At 62.9% G+C, this 20706-nt stretch carries 18 protein-coding genes and 3 tRNA genes; 12 read left to right on the top strand and 9 right to left on the bottom strand.

The annotated features are described in order from the left end of the window. Positions 1-8: 8 nt before the first annotated feature. The 4 genes from hrpA to BT173_RS05275 form a co-directional block, all read right to left on the bottom strand. Positions 9-4061: an ATP-dependent RNA helicase HrpA gene (hrpA, locus tag BT173_RS05260; protein ID WP_072427571.1), complete on the bottom strand. Its 4053-nt coding sequence runs from the start codon at positions 4059-4061 to the stop codon at positions 9-11. A 113-nt stretch (positions 4062-4174) separates the two neighbouring features. Beyond that, positions 4175-4251 (bottom strand) — tRNA-Asp (locus BT173_RS05265). A 33-nt stretch (positions 4252-4284) separates the two neighbouring features. Next, positions 4285-4359: transfer RNA gene (locus tag BT173_RS05270), tRNA-Val, on the bottom strand. A 120-nt stretch (positions 4360-4479) separates the two neighbouring features. Then, positions 4480-4556 (bottom strand) — tRNA-Asp (locus tag BT173_RS05275). A gap of 190 nt (positions 4557-4746) precedes the next feature. Between BT173_RS05275 and BT173_RS05280 the strand changes: the two genes are divergently transcribed. The 6 genes from BT173_RS05280 to BT173_RS05305 are packed head-to-tail and all read left to right on the top strand — an operon-like array spanning position 4747 to position 11339. Continuing rightward, positions 4747-5649 (top strand): type II secretion system protein N, encoded by a 903-nt coding sequence (locus tag BT173_RS05280; RefSeq protein WP_072427572.1) that lies wholly within the window; start codon positions 4747-4749, stop codon positions 5647-5649. After that, positions 5646-7697 carry a type II secretion system secretin GspD gene (gene gspD, locus BT173_RS05285; protein WP_084658205.1) on the top strand — a complete coding sequence of 684 codons (2052 nt, stop codon included), beginning with the start codon at positions 5646-5648 and terminating at the stop codon, positions 7695-7697. The genes BT173_RS05280 and gspD overlap by 4 nt, the downstream gene beginning before the upstream one ends. Further along, complete coding sequence (gene gspE / locus BT173_RS05290) at positions 7694-9166, top strand: type II secretion system ATPase GspE (RefSeq protein WP_072427574.1); 1473 nt, start codon at positions 7694-7696, stop codon at positions 9164-9166. Before gspD ends, gspE begins: the two co-directional genes overlap by 4 nt. 49 nt (positions 9167-9215) lie before the next feature. Beyond that, positions 9216-10316, top strand: coding sequence for a histidinol-phosphate transaminase (gene hisC / locus BT173_RS05295; protein ID WP_072427575.1), 1101 nt, complete (start codon positions 9216-9218; stop codon positions 10314-10316). A 28-nt stretch (positions 10317-10344) separates the two neighbouring features. After that, positions 10345-10611: a hypothetical protein gene (locus tag BT173_RS05300; RefSeq protein ID WP_072427576.1), complete on the top strand. Its 267-nt coding sequence runs from the start codon at positions 10345-10347 to the stop codon at positions 10609-10611. Continuing rightward, a complete protein-coding gene (locus tag BT173_RS05305) occupies positions 10608-11339 on the top strand; it encodes a substrate-binding periplasmic protein (protein WP_072427577.1) in 732 nt (243 codons plus the stop codon). The genes BT173_RS05300 and BT173_RS05305 overlap by 4 nt, the downstream gene beginning before the upstream one ends. On the opposite strand, the gene BT173_RS05310 is transcribed toward BT173_RS05305, so the two are convergent. Beyond that, the gene (locus BT173_RS05310; protein ID WP_072427578.1) at positions 11336-12208 is read right to left on the bottom strand and encodes a uracil-DNA glycosylase; all 873 of its coding nucleotides are present in this window, start codon (positions 12206-12208) and stop codon (positions 11336-11338) included. The two genes, BT173_RS05305 and BT173_RS05310, sit on opposite strands and share 4 nt — an antisense overlap. Further along, positions 12205-12675, bottom strand: coding sequence for a ribosomal protein S18-alanine N-acetyltransferase (gene rimI / locus BT173_RS05315; RefSeq protein ID WP_139256049.1), 471 nt, complete (start codon positions 12673-12675; stop codon positions 12205-12207). Before rimI ends, BT173_RS05310 begins: the two co-directional genes overlap by 4 nt. A 105-nt stretch (positions 12676-12780) precedes the next feature. Between rimI and BT173_RS05320 the strand changes: the two genes are divergently transcribed. Next, positions 12781-13140: a hypothetical protein gene (locus tag BT173_RS05320; protein ID WP_072427580.1), complete on the top strand. Its 360-nt coding sequence runs from the start codon at positions 12781-12783 to the stop codon at positions 13138-13140. On the opposite strand, the gene tsaB is transcribed toward BT173_RS05320, so the two are convergent. Continuing rightward, positions 13137-13817, bottom strand: a complete 681-nt coding sequence (tsaB, locus tag BT173_RS05325; RefSeq protein WP_072427581.1) for a tRNA (adenosine(37)-N6)-threonylcarbamoyltransferase complex dimerization subunit type 1 TsaB — start codon at positions 13815-13817, stop codon at positions 13137-13139. The two genes, BT173_RS05320 and tsaB, sit on opposite strands and share 4 nt — an antisense overlap. A 174-nt stretch (positions 13818-13991) precedes the next feature. Between tsaB and BT173_RS05330 the strand changes: the two genes are divergently transcribed. Then, positions 13992-14852, top strand: a complete 861-nt coding sequence (locus BT173_RS05330) for a pirin family protein (RefSeq protein WP_072427582.1) — start codon at positions 13992-13994, stop codon at positions 14850-14852. A 13-nt stretch (positions 14853-14865) separates the two neighbouring features. Then, a complete protein-coding gene (locus BT173_RS05335) occupies positions 14866-15735 on the top strand; it encodes a pirin family protein (RefSeq protein WP_072427583.1) in 870 nt (289 codons plus the stop codon). 39 nt (positions 15736-15774) lie between these two features. On the opposite strand, the gene BT173_RS05340 is transcribed toward BT173_RS05335, so the two are convergent. Continuing rightward, a complete protein-coding gene (locus BT173_RS05340; RefSeq protein WP_217651407.1) occupies positions 15775-16431 on the bottom strand; it encodes a TetR family transcriptional regulator in 657 nt (218 codons plus the stop codon). A 198-nt stretch (positions 16432-16629) separates the two neighbouring features. Between BT173_RS05340 and BT173_RS05345 the strand changes: the two genes are divergently transcribed. From BT173_RS05345 to BT173_RS18970, 3 genes are all read left to right on the top strand, one after another. Then, positions 16630-17745, top strand: a complete 1116-nt coding sequence (locus BT173_RS05345; protein WP_175545556.1) for a ferredoxin reductase — start codon at positions 16630-16632, stop codon at positions 17743-17745. 19 nt (positions 17746-17764) lie between these two features. Continuing rightward, positions 17765-18847 carry a fatty acid desaturase family protein gene (locus tag BT173_RS05350; protein WP_072427585.1) on the top strand — a complete coding sequence of 361 codons (1083 nt, stop codon included), beginning with the start codon at positions 17765-17767 and terminating at the stop codon, positions 18845-18847. Positions 18848-19202: 355 nt separating this feature from the next. Continuing rightward, positions 19203-19853 (top strand): polymer-forming cytoskeletal protein, encoded by a 651-nt coding sequence (locus BT173_RS18970; RefSeq protein WP_084658209.1) that lies wholly within the window; start codon positions 19203-19205, stop codon positions 19851-19853. A 68-nt stretch (positions 19854-19921) separates the two neighbouring features. On the opposite strand, the gene BT173_RS05360 is transcribed toward BT173_RS18970, so the two are convergent. After that, positions 19922-20698, bottom strand: coding sequence for a LytR/AlgR family response regulator transcription factor (locus BT173_RS05360; RefSeq protein WP_072427586.1), 777 nt, complete (start codon positions 20696-20698; stop codon positions 19922-19924). Between the last annotated feature and the right edge of the window lie 8 nt (positions 20699-20706).

Raw genomic sequence — 20706 nt, forward strand, 5'->3', positions numbered from 1 at the left:
CGTGCTGGCTACTGTCTAATCAGCTCCGCCCAGATTTTCTCCAGGCGCTTGACCGATACCGGATAGGGCGTGCGCAGCTCCTGGGCGAACAGGCTCACGCGCAGCTCTTCCAGCATCCAGCGGAAGGGCAGTAGCGGCGCCGGGTCGCGGCCCTGTTTGCGCCATTTGTCCTGCTCGGCCTCCCAGCGCGCCCACAGCGCCGCCACGTCGGCGCCACGCTGCGCATCGCGTGCCTGGTTGTCGTTGTACTTGGCCAGGCGGCCCTTCATGGCCTTCAGGTAGCGCGGCAGATGCGGTAGCTGCTCCCAGGGCGTGGCGCTCAGGAAGCCCTTGTAAACGAGGCGACCGAGCTGCTGCTTGAGTTCGCTCTGCAGCCGCACCGGCTTGGCCAGGATGCCCTGCAGCTGCTGGTATTCGGCGGTCACTTCCTGCAGCGCACGATACGCTGCATCGCGCACCGCGGGCAGGCGGGTCTTGGCGCGCTGTTTCTGGTTGTCGAAATCCTTCTTGCTGCGCGGCAGCTCATCGTCACCGACAAAGGCGCGGTCGCACACGGCCGCCACCAGGTCGTCCATCAGGCTGTCCGAATCAGCCAGGCCGCGCAGCAAGAGCGCGGTCTGGGTGAAGTTGGCGAAGCATTTGGGCAGCTGCTTGACCTGTTCCTTCAGTTCCAGCTGCATCAGGCGCACCACGCCACGGCGGTGTTCGGCTGCGGCCATGCTTTCCACATCGAACAGGCGGATTGCACAGGCGCCCTCATGCGGCACCAGGGCCGGATAGCCGCTGAGCATGGCGCCGTGGCGCTCAAAATTGAGCTTGGCCGGCAGGTCACCAAAGTCCCAGCTGCTGATGCCGTCCTTTTCGATGGCCGGGCCGCTGGCTTTGGGCTGCGCGGGTACCGCGGCTTGTGCCTTGGCCTGCTGACCTTTCGCTGGCGGCTGGCCAGGCTTGCTGCTGGAAACCGGCGCGGCCGCCACTTCGCGGAAGGTCATCTGTGCCGCTTCGCCGAGCTTGCTGCGCAACAGCACCAGATCACGTTCGCTGGCCAATTCCTGGCCGGCGTCGTCCACCACGCGGATATTCATCTGCAGATGCTTGGGCAATTCGCTCGCGTCGAATTCATCCACGCTGACCGGCGCGCCAATGCCACGACCGACCGCATGGGCCAGCTGGGGCAACAGCGGCGCACGCCGGTCGGCGCGGTCCAGCTCGGTCATCATGCGCGTGACAAACTCGGGCACCGGCACGCACTGGCGGCGGATGCTCTTCGGTAGCGACTTGACCAAGAGGGTGATCTTTTCGCGGATCAGGCCCGGCACCAGCCAGTCGAACGCCGCGCCATTGACCTTGTTCAACAGATGCAGCGGCAGCTGCACGGTCACGCCATCGAGCGCATGGCCGGGCTCGAAGCGGTAGGCCAGCGGCAGGGGCAGGCCGTCGAGCACCAGTTCGGGCGGGAACTGCTGCTCGGTAATCGATTCGCCCGCATGGCGCATCAGGTCGTCGCGGCTAAGGAACAGGAGCTGCGGTGTGTCCTTCTCGGCCTGCTTGCGCCAGGCTTCGAAACCCTGGGCATTGATGATGTCGGCCGGTACCTTCTGCTCATAGAAGGCGAACAGCACTTCCTCGTCCACCAGCACATCCTGGCGGCGCGCCTTGTGCTCGAGCTCCTCAATTTCGCTGATCAGCTTCTCGTTGTGCAGCCAGAAGGCGGCGCGGGTATTGAAGCGGCGTCCGGCCAGGCCCTCGCGCAGCATAATCTCGCGTGCATGCTCGGGTCGTACCGCGCCGTAATGGATTCGGCGCTTGGCAATCACCGGCAGGCCATACAGGGTGACCCGTTCGCTGGCCACCACCTGGCCCATACCTTCATCCCAATGCGGTTCGAAGTAGTCGCGCTGCACTAGATGGCCAGCCAGCTTCTCCAGCCATTCGGGCTGGATGGCCGCCACACAGCGCGCATACAGCTTGGTGGTTTCCACCAGTTCGGCGCTGACCACCCATTTCGGGCGTGCCTTCTTCAGTGCCGAGCCGGGGAAGATGCTGAACTTGATGCCGCGCGCACCGAGGTATTCATCGTCCTCAGGCTGCTTGAAGCCGACCTGGCCCAAGAGGCCCGCGCACAGCGCGCGGTGCAGCGCGTCGTAAGCGTGCTGGGCGGCCTGCTGGCGTTCCTTCTCCGCCTTCTTGGGTAGATGCGGTACATCGTTACGTGCGGCAGGCGCTTCGGTTTTTGGCGCGGCGCTGGGCTTCCAGCCCATGTCCTCGACAATATCGGCCAGCTGCTTGTGTAGCTCGCGCCATTCGCGCATGCGCAGATAGCTGAGGAAGTGCGCATGGCATTCCTGTACCAGCAGGCGGTTCGATTGCTTGTTTTTCAGCGCTGCTTCAAAGAAAGCCCACAGATTGAGCAGGCTGACGAAGTCGGACTTTTCGTCGGCGAACTTCGCCTGGGCGCGGTCGGCGGCGTCGCGTGCTTCGAACGGCCGCTCGCGCGGGTCCTGGATACTGAGCGCTGAGGCAATGATCAGCATCTCGCTCAGGCAGCCCTCGTCACGCCCGGCCAGCAGCATGCGGCCAATCTTCGGGTCAATGGGCAGGCGCGCCATCTCGGTGCCGAGGCGGGTCAGCGTGCCTTGCTCGTCCACGGCCCCCAGCTCGTGCAAGAGCGCATAGCCGTCGGCAATCAGGCGGCCCGACGGCGCTTCCAGAAAAGGGAAGTCCTCGACCTTGCCGAGGCGCAGCGCCTGCATGCGCAGGATGACCGCTGCCAGCGAGGAGCGGATGATTTCCGGGTCGGTAAACGCCGGGCGCGTGTTGAAGTCTTTTTCGGAGTAGAGGCGGATACAGACGCCGGCCGCCACCCGGCCGCATCGACCGGCGCGCTGGCGCGCACTGGCCTGCGAGATCTTCTCGATCTGCAGCTGCTCGACCTTGGCGCGCGGCGAATAGCGGTTCACGCGCGCGAGGCCCGAGTCGATCACATATTTAATACCGGGTACGGTCAGCGAGGTTTCCGCCACATTGGTGGACAGCACGATGCGCCGGCCATTGCTCGGTTTGAACACCTTCTGCTGGTCCTCGACCGACAGGCGCGCAAACAGCGGCACGATCTCGGCCCCCATGATCTTGGCTCGGCGTAGCTGCTCGGCGGTTTCACGGATTTCGCGCTCACCCGGCAGAAATACCAGCACATCACCAAGACCATCATGGCGCCACACTTCCTGCACCGCATCGACCACCGCCTCTTCCATCTCCAGATCGGCGTCATCGGCGTCATTTGAGCGCAGTTCCTTGTAGCGCACCTCAACCGGATAGGTACGGCCGCTGACTTCAATGACCGGCGCGCCATTGAAGTGCTGGCTGAAACGCTCGGCATCGATGGTGGCCGAGGTGACGATGACCTTGAGGTCGGGGCGCTTGGGTAAGAGCTGCTTCAGGAAGCCCAAGAGGAAATCGATATTGAGCGAACGCTCATGTGCCTCGTCGACAATGATGGTGTCGTACTGACTGAGGAAGCGGTCGGTCTGGGTCTCGGCCAGCAGAATGCCGTCGGTCATCAGCTTCACGAGGCTCAGTTCGGACGATTTGTCGGTAAAGCGCACCTTATAGCCGACGGTGTCGCCGATCTCGGTCTTCAGTTCCTGGGCGATCCGCGTCGCCACCGTGCGTGCGGCCAGCCGGCGCGGCTGGGTATGGCCGATCAGGCCGGCCACGCCGCGGCCCAGTTGCAGGCAGAGCTTGGGCAGCTGGGTGGTCTTGCCCGAGCCGGTTTCGCCGCAGACGATCACCACCTGATGCTCGCTGATCGCCTTCAGCAATTCATCACGGCGCTGGTTGACCGGCAGGGCTTCGTCAAACTGGGGCTTGGGCAACTTGCCCAGGCGTGCCTGGTATTTGGCCTGCGATACGCCGATCGCCTGTTCGAGTTCCTGCGCCAGCTTGTCGGCCGGCTGTTTTTGTTTGATGCGCTCGCGCAGCGTGCGCGCCTTTTGGCGCAGGCCGTGCTGGTCGCGCAGTAAACAGGTTTGCAGGGCTTGGTCGAACTGGGCTGGCAGCATGGTCTTGGCAGTATCTAGGCAGGCGGCGATTCTAACCGGGCCGGGCAGGGGGCTGATAGTTGGATGCCGGCGCGCCAATGCAAAAAGCCCAGTCCGAAGACTGGGCTTTACGTTGGCGGAGTGGACGGGACTCGAACCCGCGACCCCCGGCGTGACAGGCCGGTATTCTAACCAACTGAACTACCACTCCTATGCGTCAAGCCTTGCGGCCTTGGCATTGACTTGGTGGGCGATACTGGGATCGAACCAGTGACCCCTGCCGTGTGAAGGCAGTGCTCTACCCCTGAGCTAACCGCCCGAAATCTGTATTTCCGATTTCGGAAAGGCGCGCATTGAAACACGCCTGATCAAACTGCGTCAAGTCATTCGCTGTTTGATCGATTGCTGCGTACTGCTGGGCAACAATCTAAGTAATCCTTGGCGGAGTGGACGGGACTCGAACCCGCGACCCCCGGCGTGACAGGCCGGTATTCTAACCAACTGAACTACCACTCCGCGTTGGCTCGCTGCGACTTGGCGTCGTTGCGAGGGGGCGGATTAAAGCACGGTGTTTCGTTTTGTGTCAACGGATTCGAATAATTTTTGCTTTGATGGCGGCGGTCATGTCTTGCTGCTATAAATGCCGGCTGTCGCAGGTGAGTAATCACTTTGCATATTTCGACCCGAACATCGGCTCCAGCCTCGGATGATTGTCTCCCTACCTGCTTCGCCCTGGTTCTATCGCTGCCTGCATGGCCTGCTTATTGTTGTGCTCGCCTGGCTGGCCGCGGGCCTGATCTGGCAGTTATTCGCGCCGCGCTCGCCCGCCCCCGTCGCTGCGCCCAGTGCCATCGTCGCGCCCGTCGCCAGTCTAGATATGTCGGCGCTGAATGCCTTGTTCAGCGAACAATCCGAGCAGGCTGTCTCCTTGTCTTCCCTGGGTTTAAAGCTGCGCGGTGTGATTGCCACTGTGTCGCCCGCTGCGGCCATTTTCGAGCGCCCAGGCTCGCCGGCCATGGCGGTGAAGACTGGCGAGGAAGTGGAAGGGGGCGTGCGCCTCGTGGAAGTGAATGCCGATCACGCGATTCTGGATAACCGCGGTCGGCGTGAGCGGATTGATCTGGATGCCAAGCCGGCGGCTGAGGGGCTGACTGCTTATAACCCTGCCAGCGCGCCACCGCCCCTGGTGGCACAGGGCATGCCGCCCCCACCCCCTGCGCCGCAGAATCAGGTGCGCCCGGGCCGTGCCGTGCCGATAGGGGCGCAGGGCGGTGGGCGTGAGGGTGATGTGCGTACACTGAGCCGCCAGGCGCTGGCTGCCGGCATGCAAAGCCTGAATGTGAACGACTGGACGCGTGGTCTGAACGATGCGCCCGGCAATGCGGGCGTGCTGGTGGATAACGCTGCCGCGCAACCTTTGGCCGGTCCGCTCGGTCTGCAGAGCGGTGATGTGCTGACCAGTGTGAATGGCACCGCGCTGCAACGCGCTGCGGATATCTCTTCCTTGTACTCGGCGTTCAGCCGCGCCAAAAACGTCAATATCGAACTTCTGCGCAATGGCACGCCCATGAATCTGCGCTTCAGCATCGAGAGCCAAACTGCACCATGAAACCTTTGAAAACGCTCGTTCTTGCCCTGATGCTGGCCGGCCAGGTAATGGCCGCCGAAGACAAGGTGATGCTCAACTTCGTCAATTCGGATATCGAATCGACCGTGAAGGCCGTGGGTCTGATCACCGGCAAGAATTTCGTGCTCGATCCGCGCGTAAAGGGCACGGTGAATATCGTGTCATCCAGCCCGGTGCAAAAGCGCGAGGTGTATACGATTCTGCTCTCGGCCCTGCGCCTGCAGGGCTTTGCCGTGGTGGAAACACCCGGTGCGATCAAGATCGTGCCCGAGGCCGATGCCAAGCAGAACTATGGCGTAACAGTGAACCAGAAGCTGAATGTGGGTGGCGATCGCATCGTGACCCAGGTCTATCCGCTTACGCATGAATCAGCCGCCCAGCTGGTGCCCATCCTGCGTCCGCTGATCACGCCGAATAATTCGATTGCCGCCTACCCAGGCTCGAATGTGCTGGTGATCACCGACTATGCCGACAATGTGAAGCGGCTCAATCAGATCATCGCCAATATCGACCGCCCGGCCGCCAATGATCTGATCACCCTGCCGCTCAAATATGCATCGGCGCTGGAAGTGGCGCAGATGATTGGCAAGCTGATGCCCGAGGTGACCGTACCGGGCGTGGCCTCGGCCGCGCCGGCCGGTGCGCAGATGGAAGGCGTGCGCAAGACCACGCTGATACCGGACAGTCGCGCCAATACCCTGATCGTGCGCGGCGACAATGCCGCCCACCTCGGCCAGATCAAGCAGGTGGTGGATAGCCTCGATCGCCCCGGGGCCGCGGGCGGCAATATCCATGTCGTATATCTGAAGAATGCCGAGGCGACCAAGCTGGCGGCGACCTTGAAGGCCATTCTGACTGGCACCGATGTGCCGCAGGCCGCGGCCACGCCCAGTGGCGGCAATGCAGCGGCCAATGCCGCGGCGGCCAGCACCTCGGTCAGCAGCGGCGGCGGACAGATTTCCCCCGGTGTGGCCGTGCAGGCGGATGCGACCACCAATGCGCTGATCATTACTGCGCCGGACAATATCTATAACAATATTCGCGCGGTGATCGACCGCCTGGATGCGCGCCGTGCCCAGGTCTATGTCGAGGCGATGATTGCCGAGGTGTCGGTGGACAAGGTCGGTGAGTTCGGCGTGCAGTGGTTGCTGGCCGGGCAGGGCTCGGATGCCTCGGGCGGCGGCCTGAGCAATCTGGGTGCTGGCAGCAGCAGTATTGGTTCGATCGCCACGGCGATTGCTACCAAGGCCTATACCTCGCTGCCGCAGGGGCTGACCCTGGGGGTGGCGAATAGCAATCAGACCCTGGGCGTGCTGGCCACCATGCTGGAATCAAACGGCGACGGCAATGTGCTGTCCACGCCAAATCTGCTCACCCTCGACAATGAGGAGGCGACCATTCTGGTCGGTCAGAACATCCCTATCGTGACCGGCACGCAGTCCTCGACCGGCAGCAACCAGAATCCCTTCACCACGGTGGAGCGCAAGGACGTCGGTATCAATCTGAAGGTCAAGCCGCAGGTCTCGGAGGGCGGTGCGATCACCATGCAGGTCTACCAGGAGGTGTCGAGCATCGATACCACCGTGGTGACCAATGGTGCCGGCATTGCCACCAAGAAGCGCTCGATCGATTCCAAGGTGCTGGTTGATGATGGCCAGATCATCGTGCTCGGTGGGCTGATCCAGAACAATGTGACCCAGACCGACAACAAGGTGCCGCTGCTTGGCGATATCCCCCTGCTGGGCCGCCTGTTCCGCTATGAAAAGCGCCAGAACACCCGCACCAATCTGATGGTCTTCCTGCGCCCGGTCATCCTGCGTGATGGTCAGAGCGCCGCTGCCTTGAGCAATGATCGCTACCAGATGCTGCGAGAAGCCCAGCAGGCCTATCAGCCGCCCAAGCGCGCGCTCTTGCCCGATTTGCCCGATGTGGTGCTGCCCGCCTTGGATGCACGCCCGGGCAAGGGCCTGGTGCCGCTGGATGCCGCCAAGCCGGATGCCAAGCCTGAAGGCGAGGCCAAGCAGCCATGAGCTATCAGAAGCTCGCCAGCTATGGTTTTGCCCGCCAGCGCGGCGTGGTGGATATCGCCGAGCAGGGCGGTACGGTCAATGTCCTGATGAAGAAGGGCAGCGATCTGGCAGGCCTGATGGAGCTGCGCCGCCTGTTGGGTCGGCCGGTGAATGTGGAAATGTTGGACGGCGCAGCGTTCGACGCGCGCCTCGCTACCCTGTTCGCCCGCCAGGACAATCACTCGGCCGATGTGGCCGAGGATGTGGCGGCCGATATGGATCTGAGCCGGCTAGCTCAGGACCTGCCCGCCATCGAAGACCTGCTGGAAGCGGAAGACGACGCGCCCATCATCAAGCTGATCAATGCCTTGCTGACCGAGGCGCTGCGCGAGGGCGCGTCTGATATCCATATCGAACCGTTCGAGACCCGCTCGGTTGTGCGCTTTCGCATCGACGGCAAGCTCAGCGATGTGATCGAACCGAAGCGCCAGCTGCATTCGGCCATCGTGTCGCGCATCAAGGTGATGGCGAATCTGGATATCTCCGAGAAGCGCCTGCCGCAGGATGGCCGCATCACCTTGCGTATTGCCGGTCGACCGGTGGATGTGCGCGTGTCGACCCTGCCCACCGGGCATGGCGAGCGTGCCGTGCTGCGTCTGCTGGATAAATCCGCCGGCCGCCTCGACCTGAAGAAGCTGGGCATGGAAGGCCGCACGCTGGAAGTCATGCACAAGCTGATCGCCGAGCCGCATGGCATCGTGCTGGTGACCGGCCCAACCGGCTCGGGCAAGACCACCACGCTGTATGCGGCGCTGGCAGCCATGGATGCCTCCACCACCAATATCATGACGGTGGAAGACCCGATCGAATACGACCTCGACGGCGTGGGGCAGACCCAGGTCAATGCGCGCATCGATATGAGCTTCGCCCGTGCCCTGCGCGCGATTCTGCGCCAGGACCCGGATGTGATCATGATCGGTGAAATCCGTGATCTGGAAACCGCGCAGATCGCCGTGCAGGCCTCGCTGACCGGCCATCTGGTGCTGGCCACCATCCACACCAATGATGCGCCCGGCGCGGTGACGCGTATGGTGGATATGGGCATTGAGCCCTTCCTGCTCGCCTCCTCGCTGATCGGCGTGCTGGCCCAGCGCCTGTATCGCCAGCTCTGCCCGGCCTGCAAGCAGGCCTACACGCCCGATAGCGCCGAGATGGCCGCCCTGGGCCTGAGCGAACCACGTGCGCTCTATCGCGCGGTCGGCTGTGAGCATTGCAATCAGCTCGGTTACAAGGGCCGTGCCGGCGTGTACGAGCTGCTGACGGTGGACGATGAGATCCGCCGCCTGATCCACGACGGCGCCAGCGAGGCGCGCATCCGCGAGCACGGTGCCAGCTGCGGCATGCACAGCCTGCGCAGCGATGGTGTCGCTCAGGTCCTGGCCGGCAAAACCACGCTGGAAGAAGTGCTGCGCGTGACCCGCGAGGCCTGAGCGCACTGTTTGTCCCGGGCCGGGCCCGGCGCTACTGGAAGGAAGTCCGATGTCTCTGAGTCAACTCGCCCCTGCTTATATCCGCACGATTGCGCCCTACCAGCCCGGCAAGCCGATTGCGGAACTCGCGCGCGAGATGCAGCTGAATGAGGCCGATATCGTCAAGCTCGCCTCGAACGAGAACCCGCTCGGCATCAGCCCCAAGGCGCGCGCCGCCATGCTGCAGGCCATGGATGAGCTGGCGCGTTACCCGGATGGTAATGGCTTTGCCCTGAAGAGCGCGCTGGCAAAAAAATTCGGCGTGGGGCTAGGGCAGATCGTGCTGGGCAATGGCTCGAACGATATTCTTGAACTCGCGGCGCGTACCTTCCTGACCCCGGCTGACAGCGTCGTCTACTCGCAATACTCGTTCGCCGTGTATCCGCTGGCCACCCAGGCGGTCGGCGCGCGTGGCATCGAGGTACGCGCGGTCGATTTCGGTCATGATCTGGATGCCATGTTGGCCGCCATCGAGCCGAGCACCAAGCTGGTGTTTATCGCCAACCCGAACAACCCGACCGGCACGATGTGCCGGCCCGGCGATCTGGTCGAGTTCATGGAAAAGTGTCCAGCCACGGTGCTGGTGGTGCTGGACGAGGCGTATACCGAATACCTGCCGGCCGAGAAGCGCAGCGACTCGCTAGCCCTGCAGCGCCAGTTTCCCAATCTGATCATCAGCCGCACCCTGTCCAAGGCCTACGGCCTGGCCGGTTTGCGCATTGGTTTTGCCATTGCCGCGCCCGAGGTGGCTGATCTGATGAACCGCGTGCGCCAGCCCTTCAATGTGAACAGCCTTGCGCAGGCCGCGGCCGTGGCGGCGCTCGACGACCTCGACTATCTACGCGAGACGGTGCGCGTCAACCGCGCCGGCATGGAGCAGATTACTTCCGCCTTCGTGCGCCTGGGCATTCCCTTTATCCCCAGCTACGGCAACTTCATCACCTTCCATGTGGGTGATGGCCCGGCGCTGAATCAGTTCATGCTGCAACGCGGGGTCATCATTCGCCCGCTGGCGAGCTATGGTATGAGAGACAGCTTGCGGGTCTCGATTGGCCTGACGGGAGAAAACGACCGCTTTATCGCGGTACTGGAAGAAGCGCTCGACGGCTAGCGAGGCGGCTTGGGCGCGGAGGAAAAGCATGATCTACGCACTCTGTTTTGCCACCAACACCCTGCATTGCTTCCGTAGCGAACGCGAGGCCGGCGAATACTGCCAGCGCCATCCGGGCGACTGGCAGTTATGTGATGCGCAGGGACGTGTCTGCTATCCCATCGGCATGGCACCACGCCTGCACCTGGGCCTGTTGGCCGCCCATCTTTGGCTGGAGCAGGCATATCTGACAGATGGCGTGCCGGATGCCGGCTGGGTATCCGCTGCCTTATTGCCCGCGGGAGTACCGTCATGATGCGCTGGGCTTGGCTGATCTGCCTGCTGGGCAGCATGTTCGTACTGGCGGATGATGTACGCATGGCCTTCGGCGAGAAGATTCCCCCGTTCTGCTTCCCGAAGACCAATTCCGGCATCGAGCTGGAAGTCATCGGCGCGGCGCTCGCCTACAAGGGCCATGTGCTCAAGCCCTTCTACTATCCATTTGCCCGTGTGCCGGTGGCATTCAAGAACGGCCAGGTGGATGCAGCGATGACCGATCTGGGCGAGGATTTGCAACCCTGGGGTGCCCACTACGGCGATCCGGCGGTCATCTATCAGAATGTGTTCTTCACCCTGGCCAGCCGCAAGCTCAGCATCAATAAGCCGGCCGATCTGAACGGCTTGACCATTGTCTCCTTTGCCGGCGCGGTGAACCGCTATCCGCAATGGCTACGCGCCGCGCAGAAGGCCGGGCGCTATATCGAGCAGAACGATCAGTCGATACAGGTGAAGACCTTGATGAAGGGGCGCTACGATGTGGTGCTTAGCGATATCAGCATTTTTCGCTATTTCAGCCTGCAGCTGAAAGCCGAGGGCTTCGAGTTGCTGCCGGTCAGTCAGCATCCGTTCACGGCGGTCAATCCGCAGGACTACCGGCCGGTGTTCCGCAGCCAGCAGGTACGCGACGACTTCAATCTTGGCCTGGCTGAGCTGAAGAAATCGGGCCGCTACCAGGCCATCTACGACAAATACCTGCGCGACTAGGGCTGGGTGCCGGGCGCCTTGCGCTCGGCCAGGGTCTTGCGTGCCAGCAGCAGGTCCTGCCAGGCCTTGATCTTGTCAGGCAGATTGCGTAGCAGATAGGCGGGGTGGTAGCTGACCACCACCGGGATGCCCTGATACTCGTGTAGCTGACCGCGCAGGCTGGCAATGCTGGCATCGCGGCCCAGCAAGGCCTGAACCGCGAAACGCCCGACGGCGAAGATCACCTTGGGTTGAATCAGCGCCACCTGTCTTTGCAGGAAGGGTGCGCATAGCGCCATTTCATCTGGCTGCGGGTTACGGTTCTGCGGTGGCCGGCATTTGAGCGTGTTCAGGATGTAGACATTTTCCTGGCGCGAACGGCCGACGGCGGCCAGCATATTGTCCAACAGCTTGCCGGCCTGACCGACAAAGGGCTCGCCCTGGCGATCTTCCTCGGCACCGGGCGCTTCGCCCACCACCAGCCAGTCGGTGCTGGGCTGGCCCACGCCGAACACCACCTTGTTACGTGTTTTGCACAGGCCGCAGGCCGTGCAGGCCTGCGCCTCGGCTTGTAGGCCTTCCCAGTCCAGCGTGGCAATCCTCAGGGCGCGCTCGTCGCGGTTGACGCTGCCTGCGGGGCTGGCTTCGGTTTGCGGTGCCGGCGTAGGCGCTGCTGGCTGCGTAGCGGGCAGGGGCGGGCGGCTGCGTAGCGCTTGAGGCGGATTGGCCGTGTCGCTTGGCTTGTCGATGGCCGGGCTGGCTTCTTGCGCGGCAGCGGCGGGCGGCGCCGTGCGCGGGCAGCTTGCCGGTGTCGGCATGCGCTCGGGCGGCAGCCAGAGCGGCAGCAGGCCCAGTTCTTCCAATACCAGTTCGGTGTATTGATCGCTCATCGTCCGCCTTCGTCCAGGGTCAGTGCCATCAGCACCGCATCCTCGCGGCCTTCCTCGGCCCGGTAATAGCCTTTGCGCAAGCCAGTTTCCACGAAGCCGAGCCGGCGGTACAGCGAGCGGGCGGGCGTATTGCTCTTGCGCACTTCCAGCATTAAGACAGCCGCCCCTTGTTCACAACCCTGTTCCGCAATGGCCTCCACCAGCTGGCGGGCAATGCCGCGCCTTTGCCAGTCCCGTTTCACGCCCAGGGTCAGCAAGGACAATTCGTCGAGCACCAGCTGGGTCACTGCGAAGCCGACCAGTTCCTCGCCTGCCATTGCCACCAGGCCGCGATGTCCTTCGCTATAGGACTGGATGAACTGCAAGGCAGTCCAGGGAAAGCTCTGCAGCTCGGCCTCGATGGCTGCCATGGCGGCGAGGTCACTTTCCTGGAAAGGGCGGAGTGCAATGGAGGAGGTGGTGGTCACAGGCGGGATGTCATTAATTACGCGGAATGGCCAGCAAATAATCGCTTGGCATGTAGGATGAAAAGGATAATTTTAACCAAGATAAAGACAACAAATACCGCCGCGATGCTTAAACGCTCTGCCGATCTCGCCGTCGTGATCAATCTCGATTACCTGAGCCTGCCTTACGACACCTGTCGCATGCTGTGGCTGATTATCGAGCGCACGATGCTGGAAGCCGGTTTCGAGCTGGAGGGGCGGGTATTCGTGGCTCGTCGCGGTGTGGATGTGATCCATCGCGCCAAACAGGTCATGCAGGATCTGGAACCGACCTTTCAATCGCTCGGCTACTCGGGCATCGAGGCCGTGCGCGATTTCTACTGCTATGAGCGCGCCACGCGCATCGATCTGAATACCGCCGAGCCGATCGAAGTGGTGGAAATTCAGGACATCCCGGTCAGCGGTCCGCCGCGACTGACGTCCTAGGCCTTTTGGCGCTCGTTGGTCTTCAGCGCCACCTTATCGCGGATATACAGCAGTTCGAGCAGATGCGCGGGCACGCCCTGGCCGGCGGCAAACGCGGGCAGGGCGAGCTTGAGCACGCCGCGCGCATGGGGGAAACATTGCGCATCCTGGCCGAGCAATTGGCCGGCATAGCGCCCCTGCAGCGCCGCTGCCTGCACGGCAAAGCCGCTGCCCACGCCATACCAGTCGCCGGGTGGCAAATCGGGCAAGGCCTGCGGGCCGCACACCTGGGTCGCGACTACTTCCTGCCAGCCGTCGCCCTGGCGTTCGAAACCTGCCAGATACAACTCGCCCATGCGTGCATCCAGCACGCTCAGCACGCGTGACGCCGGGCAATCGGCGGCCAGAGCCGCCAGGGTATTCACGCCCAGGGTGGGAATATCGAGTCCGAAAGCCAGCCCTTGCACGATGCCGCAACCAATACGCAGACCGGTGAAGGAGCCCGGGCCGATGGCCAGGGCAATGCCATCCAGGTCCTTCAGGCTGGCGCCTGCTTCGGCCAGCAGCAGCTGGATCTGCGGCAGCGTCAGCTCGGCATGCTTTTGCGGCGCATGCCAGTCGCGCAGCAGCGTGTCGCCCCGGTAGTGCAAGGCCAGCGACAGATAGTCGGTGGAGGTGTCGAGTGTAAGCAGGTTCATGATTAGGGCGCGATTCTAGCATGGGCACTTGGACGCACCGGCGCGTGCTGATGAGCACTTGTTCAAAAAATACGATCATTCAGAGCAAAACCCTTCGCTATCCAGCCCGGCACTTTCCGCCCAGAATGCCTGGCATGCGCGGCAGATCGCCGTGCGCACAGAAAGGACTCTGTCATGACTGCCCCGCTGAGCAAGCCCCGTGAAATCGAACGCCTGGTGAATGGCATGCCGACCTCGGATGGCGCCGGGGTCAAGCTCCTGCGTGTGTTGACGCAGGACCTACAGCGCCGCCTCGATCCCTTCCTGATGCTCGACTACTTTCATTCAGATAATCCGGATGATTACCTGGCCGGTTTCCCCGACCATCCGCATCGTGGCTTCGAGACCGTCACCTATATGCTGGCGGGTCGCATGCGCCATCGCGACAGCGCTGGCAATGAGGGCCTGCTCGGACCAGGTGGCGTGCAATGGATGACCACCGCGCGTGGCCTTGTGCATAGCGAATTGCCTGAGCAGCAGGACGGGCTGATGCAGGGCTTCCAGCTCTGGGTCAATCTGCCCGGTAAGCACAAAATGAGCGAGCCCAGTTACCGCGATATCCCGGCTGATGAGATTCCGCTGCTACACACCGCGGCGGGCGTGGCCGTCAAGGTGATTGCCGGTGAGGCCGAAGGCGTGCAGGGTGCGGTACAGAAGCCGGATACCGAACCGCTCTATCTCGACCTGCATCTGCCGGCCGGTAGCCGCTTTGAGCAGGCGCTGCCCGAGGACTTCAACGGCTTTGTCTATGTTTACCAGGGCACAGCCTTGCTCGGCACGCGTGCCCAACCGGTCCAGGAAAAGCAGATGGGGATTCTGGAGAACCGCGCTGGCCACGATGGTGTGCTGGTTGCGGCCGGTGCCGAGCCGGTGCGCCTCTTATTGATTGCCGGCAAGCCCTTGCGCGAGCCGATTGCCCAATGGGGCCCATTCGTAATGAATACGCGTGAAGAAGTGATGCAGGCAGTGGAAGATTTCCATGCCGGCCGACTGTAAACAAGGAGCGAGCATGTCCAGCATTCAGCATTTATTGAAGCCGCATGAGCGCGACCTGGGCGGCTTTTCGGTGCGGCGCCTCTTACCTAGCCTGCCCAAGCAGGCGGTCGGGCCGTTTATCTTCTTCGACCATATGGGGCCGGCCAGCTTTGCACCGGGCGATGGCATCGATGTGCGGCCGCATCCGCATATCGGCCTCGCCACCGTTACCTATCTGTACGAGGGTGAGATCCTGCATCGCGACAGCCTTGGCTCGGTGCAGACCATCCGTCCGGGCGATGTGAACTGGATGACGGCCGGGCATGGCGTCGTGCATTCGGAGCGGACCTCGCCCGGCTTGCGCGAGAGTGGCCAGCATCTGCATGGTCTGCAGACCTGGTTTGCCCTGCCGCTGGCGCATGAGGATGCCGAACCCGGTTTTTGGCACCACCCGGCCAGCACGCTGCCGCTGATCGAGCAGCCCGGCCTCAGCCTGCGGGTGATCCTGGGCTCGGCCTATGGGCGCACCTCGCCCGTGCACACCTATGGCGATACGCTGTATGTGGCCGGCGAGCTCGAGCAGGGCGCGCGCTTTGATATTCCATCCGAGCATGCCGAGCGCGGCGTGTATGTGGCGCGCGGCGTAGTGGAGATTGACGGTGAGCGGGTCGAAGCCGGCCAGTTAGCGGTGCTGCAGCCGGGTGTCACCTTGTGGGTGGAAGCGCTGGAAGAGGTGCGCCTGCTGGTGCTGGGCGGCGAGCCGCTCGATGGGCCGCGCTATATCTGGTGGAACTTCGTTGCCAGCTCGCGCGAACGGATCGAGGCGGCCAAGCTGCGTTGGCAGGAAGGGCGCTTCCCGCCAGTACCGGGTGAGACCGATTTCATCCCCTTGCCCAGTCGCTGAGTCTGGGCATGAAAAAAGCCGCGCAGCTGCGCGGCTTTTTTATTCGCTGGCAGTGGCACCATCGCTACTGCTGGCGGCCCAGCGTATGCCGCGCCAGTACTTGGCGCCCATGAAGATGAAGCGCAGCTTGGATTCCAGCCTGTCCTGAGCCAGTTGCAGCGGCGCACCCTTAAGCTCGGCCGGGTTGATCAGCTCGGGCAGGCTGGAAAACACCGTCTTCACGATCAGGTCGGCCAGAATCTCTAAGTCATCGTCACGCAGATGGCGCTGCTTGGGCATCAGCTTCAAGTCGGCCACCAGGTCGGTGATAAAGCGCTGCTGCATGTCCTCGATGGCCTGGCGCACCACACTGGCGCCGCCGTATTGCTCACGGGCCAGAAACAGAAATAGCTGACGGTGGGCCACCACATAGTCGACGAAGATCTGAACCGAGGCGCTGATCGCCCCCAGATGCTCGAACTGATTACTGCGCACGAGACGAATCGCTTCGCGGAAGGAGCTGCTGACTTCCTCGACCAGCGCCAAGCCCAGGCTCTCCATATCGGGGAAGTGCCGATAGAAGGCGGTCGGCACGATGCCGACCTCGCGGGTGATCTCGCGCAGGCTGATGCCACTGAAGCCGCGACCGGTCTCCATCAACGCCAGGGCGGCGTCGAGTAGCGACTGGCGGGTCTGTAGTTTCTTTTCGGCGCGCATCAGCAAGGCTTGGGGTCTTTATCTCTACCGCTATGGGTTTGGGTGCGCGGGCATGGCAACGCGCTGCAATGTAGCAGATACCGGGCCTGCGTTTGAACTAGGGCAGGCGCCGATCGATGTTTAGTGAACAGATGTTGACTGAAATGCGAGCGCGCGGCAACATTGTGAACAATTGTTCACTGAAATCGGAGTTTGTCCGTGGCATTGCTGCCTACCTCGCTGGTGAATTTTGCTCTGCCAGCGCTGACTGCCCTGCAACGCAGTCCCCTGGCCGGCTTTCTGCGCGAGTCGGTTTTCGACTACTACGCAGGCTGGTTCCATCCTCAACTGACCCTGAAACGCGTGTTTGCCCGCGTGCTGGCCAAGCAGGCGCAGGGCCGCGATACCGTGGCCATCACGCTGGCACCCAGCGCGCATTGGCTGGGCGCGCTGGCGGGCCAGCACCTGCCGCTCACCGTGGAAATCAATGGTGTGCGCCATACCCGTTACTACAGCCCTTGCGCCGCCACGCGCCGCAAGGGCCTGCTGGAAATCGCCGTCAAGCGCAGCGAAGGCGGTCTGGTCTCCAACTGGCTGCATGATCAGCTCAAGGTGGGCGACTACCTGGAGTTGGGCCAGGCCGACGGTGACTTCGGCCTGAAGTCGGTCGGCCAGCATCAGCTCTTCCTGGCCGCCGGCAGTGGCATCACCCCCATTCTGGCCATGCTGCGCAGCCTGCAGCAGCAAGGCGGTGGCGCGGAAGTCACCCTGTTCTATTACGGCCGTGATGCACGCGATATGGCCTATCTGCCCGAGCTGGAAGCGATGTTCAGCCGCATGCCGCGCTGGCGCTTGCAGCTGGCGCTGACTGGTCAGACGGGGCGGGACGGTGCGCTGCAAGGCCGCCTGTGTCCGGCCCATCTAAGCAGTCTGGGTGAGCTGAGCCAGACCGAGGCGATTGCCTGCGGCAGCTTCGGTTTTATCCAGACCGTGCGCGACACGCTGACCGCCTTGGGTGGTGTGGCCAGTCTGCAGGTCGAGGCGTTTACCCCGCCGGTGTTTACCCAGAGCGATAGCCAGCCAGTGACGTTGCGCTATGCACGTGCCCAGCAGAGCAAAGCCGGCACGGGCGCCCCCACCCTGCTGGCACAGGCCGAGGCACATGGGCTCAAGCCCGCCAGCGGCTGCCGCATGGGCATCTGCAATACCTGTACCTGCAAGAAGATCAGCGGCGTGGTGCGCGATCTGCAGACCGGCCAGCTGTCGGCCAGCCCGAATGAATCCATCCGCCTGTGCATCACCGCCCCGGTGGGCGATGTGACGCTCGACCTGTAAGCGAACGAGGACCCCAGATATGGCACTTAGCCGTCAACTCAGCCCGGCCGAAATCGATGCTTTCGGCGCCGAGCTGGATGCCCTGCAACAGAAACACCAGGCCGAGCTCGGCGAGGTCGACGCGCGCTACATCCGCCGCGTACGCACCAGCGTGCGCGTGGCCGAACTGGCCGGCCGGCTGATGCTGTTCGCCGGCTTTTTTCCGCCCACCTTTATTCTCGGCACCCTGTGCCTGGCACTGGCCAAGATCCTCGAGAATATGGAGCTGGGCCACAACGTCATGCACGGTCAGTACGACTGGATGAATGACCCGGAATTCAATGGCAAGACCTATGAATGGGACCATGCCTGCACCAGCGATGCCTGGCGGCACACCCATAACTACCAGCATCACACCTATACCAATGTGCTGGGGCGCGATCACGATATTGGCTATGGCACGGTGCGCATCTTTGCCGAGCAGCGCTGGCGGCCGTTCTATCTGCTGCAGCCGATCTGGGCCACGCTGCAGGCCGTGTTCTTCCAGGGCGCGATTGCGATTTTCGATCTGAAGATCGACCGCTATCTGACCGGCCGTGCACCGATACGCAAGCTGCTAGCCAAGCTGCCGCCGGTGGGCCGCAAGGTGCGCCGTCAGCTGCTCAAGGATTACCTGATCTTCCCGCTGCTGGCTGGCCCACACTTCCTGGCCGTGCTGTGCGGCAATCTGCTTGCCAATCTGCTGCGCAATCTGTGGACCTTTGTGGTGATCTTCTGCGGCCACTTCACCGAGCACGCCGAAGTCTTCCCGGCCTCGGTGCTGGAAAATGAAAGCCGCGGCGCCTGGTATGTGCGCCAGCTGCGCGGTTCGTCCAATCTGACCGGCAGCAAGCTCTTGCACATCCTGACCGGCAACCTCAGTCACCAGATCGAGCACCATATGTTCCCCACCATCCCGGCGCGCCGTTATGCGGCCATGGCGGTGGAAGTGCGCGAGATCTGCCAGCGCTATGGTCAGCACTACAATAGCGGCAGCTTCGTCGGCCAGTTCTTCACGGTGGTCATGCGCCTGATGCGCCATGCCTTCCCCAGCCGACCACTGCGCAAGCCTGCTTTGATCTGAAGCCGTCGCGCCGCCGAACAACAGGCCACGCTTTGCGCGGCCTGTTTGCATTTAGTGCCGCGTCAACCCCCTGGTCCACCAAGCTATGACGATGTCGTGATCGCGCGACGGCCACACTGCTTGTGCGATCAGGCACTTAGCGGCCTGGCCGGCTCAGGCCGTCGCCAGATCACGACGTATTGGCGCACTTGGCTGAGGTTTTAGATGCAGCTGTCTTGCTATCTGCATGAAAGTAAACGGTAAATCTGGCCTGGCACGATGCTTGTAATAGGGCCTGGGTGCCGTGCCCTGCGCCGGTTGCCTGCCAGCCGCGCCGCGTGCTGGCGTCTGCTAGCCCTTTACTGGAAAGATGCCCATGTTCAATAAGACCAGCCCCCTTGCCCGCCACAATGCCAACGGCAATGAACGCGATAGCCGCGCCAGCAGTACCACGGCCGGTACGGCCAGCCGCAGCGCCAGCCCGAGCAATCCCTATGCGGGTCTGGCCATCAGCGAAGTGAGTGCGCCATCGCCGGCCGCGCCAGCCCTCAGCGAGCCGGTGGCCAGCAAGCCTGAGGCCACGTCAGCGCGCGAGGCGGGTAGCGAAAGCCCAAGCCGCCTGATCGTCGGCCCGAATGTGAAGCTTAAGGGCGCGGAAATCCTCGACTGCGATACGCTGGTGGTCGAGGGCCGGGTGGAGGCCACCATGGATAGCCGCGTGCTGCGCATCAGCGAGCATGGCGCGTTTTCGGGCAAGGTCAGTATCGATATCGCCGAGATCGACGGGCATTTCGAGGGTGACCTGACCGTGCGCCAGCAATTGATCGTGCATGCGACCGGGCGGGTTAGCGGCACCATCCGTTACGGCAAGATCCTGGTCGAGGAGGGCGGTGAGCTGTCGGGTGATGTGCGCTCGCTTAGCGCTCAAAGCGTGGCCCGCCCCGAGGTATTCAAGCGCAGCGAGGGCCTGGGCAGCCATACCGAGGCGGCCAATGGCAAGGCCGCCTTGACCGGCACGCTGGGTTAATCTCGGTGGCAGCTAGATAGCAAAAAGCCGCGTCGATCGACGCGGCTTTTTTACGTGCCCGGCTGTGCTTACATCTGCTTGAACAGATGGCTGAAGCTGCGGCTGACTTCCAGCGTTTCGCTGCTGCCTTTCACATGCACGATCTGCTGGCCGCGGAAATCGCGGCTGACCTGCTCGACTGCTTCGATGCGCACCAGGATGGCGCGGTGGATCTGCCAGAACTCATCCGGATCGAGCTCGTCCACCAGCTCCTTGATCGGCTTGCGGATCAAGGCTTCGAAGCTCTCGGTCTGCACGCGCGTGTACTTGTCCTCGGCGCGGAAGAACAGGATGTCGCTGGTGGGAATCATGCGGATGCTATTACCCACGCTGGCCTGTACCCAGCGCAGGTATTCGCGTGGCTTCAGCTCCATGCCGCCGCCCAGACGCTGCGATAGCTGGGCGAGCAGGCCTTCCATCGGGTCGGGCTTCTGCGTCAGACGCTCGCGCAGGCGCTGGCAGGTGAGCGCCACCCGTTCCGGGTCGGCCGGCTTGAGCAGGTAATCGACCGCACCCTGCTCGAAGGCGGTGATCGCGTACTGATCGTAGGCGGTCACGAAGACCACATGCGCTTGGCCGGCCAGTGCCTTGGCGGCCTGGATGCCATCCATTTCCGGCATGCGGATATCGAGGAAGACGATATCTGGCTCCTGGCTGCGCGCCATGGCCACCGCCTCGCGCCCATTCGCCGCTTCGCCCACGATGATCAGCTCGGGCCAGGCTTCCTTGAGGCGGGCGGTGATCTGCTCACGCATCAGGCGTTCATCATCGGCGATCAGGGCGGTGGGGGCGGGGCTGTGGTTCATGGGCGTGG

The sequence above is a fragment of the Chitinimonas taiwanensis DSM 18899 genome (assembly GCF_900119825.1).
In the GTDB taxonomy this organism is placed as follows: Bacteria; Pseudomonadota; Gammaproteobacteria; order Burkholderiales; family Chitinimonadaceae; genus Chitinimonas; species Chitinimonas taiwanensis.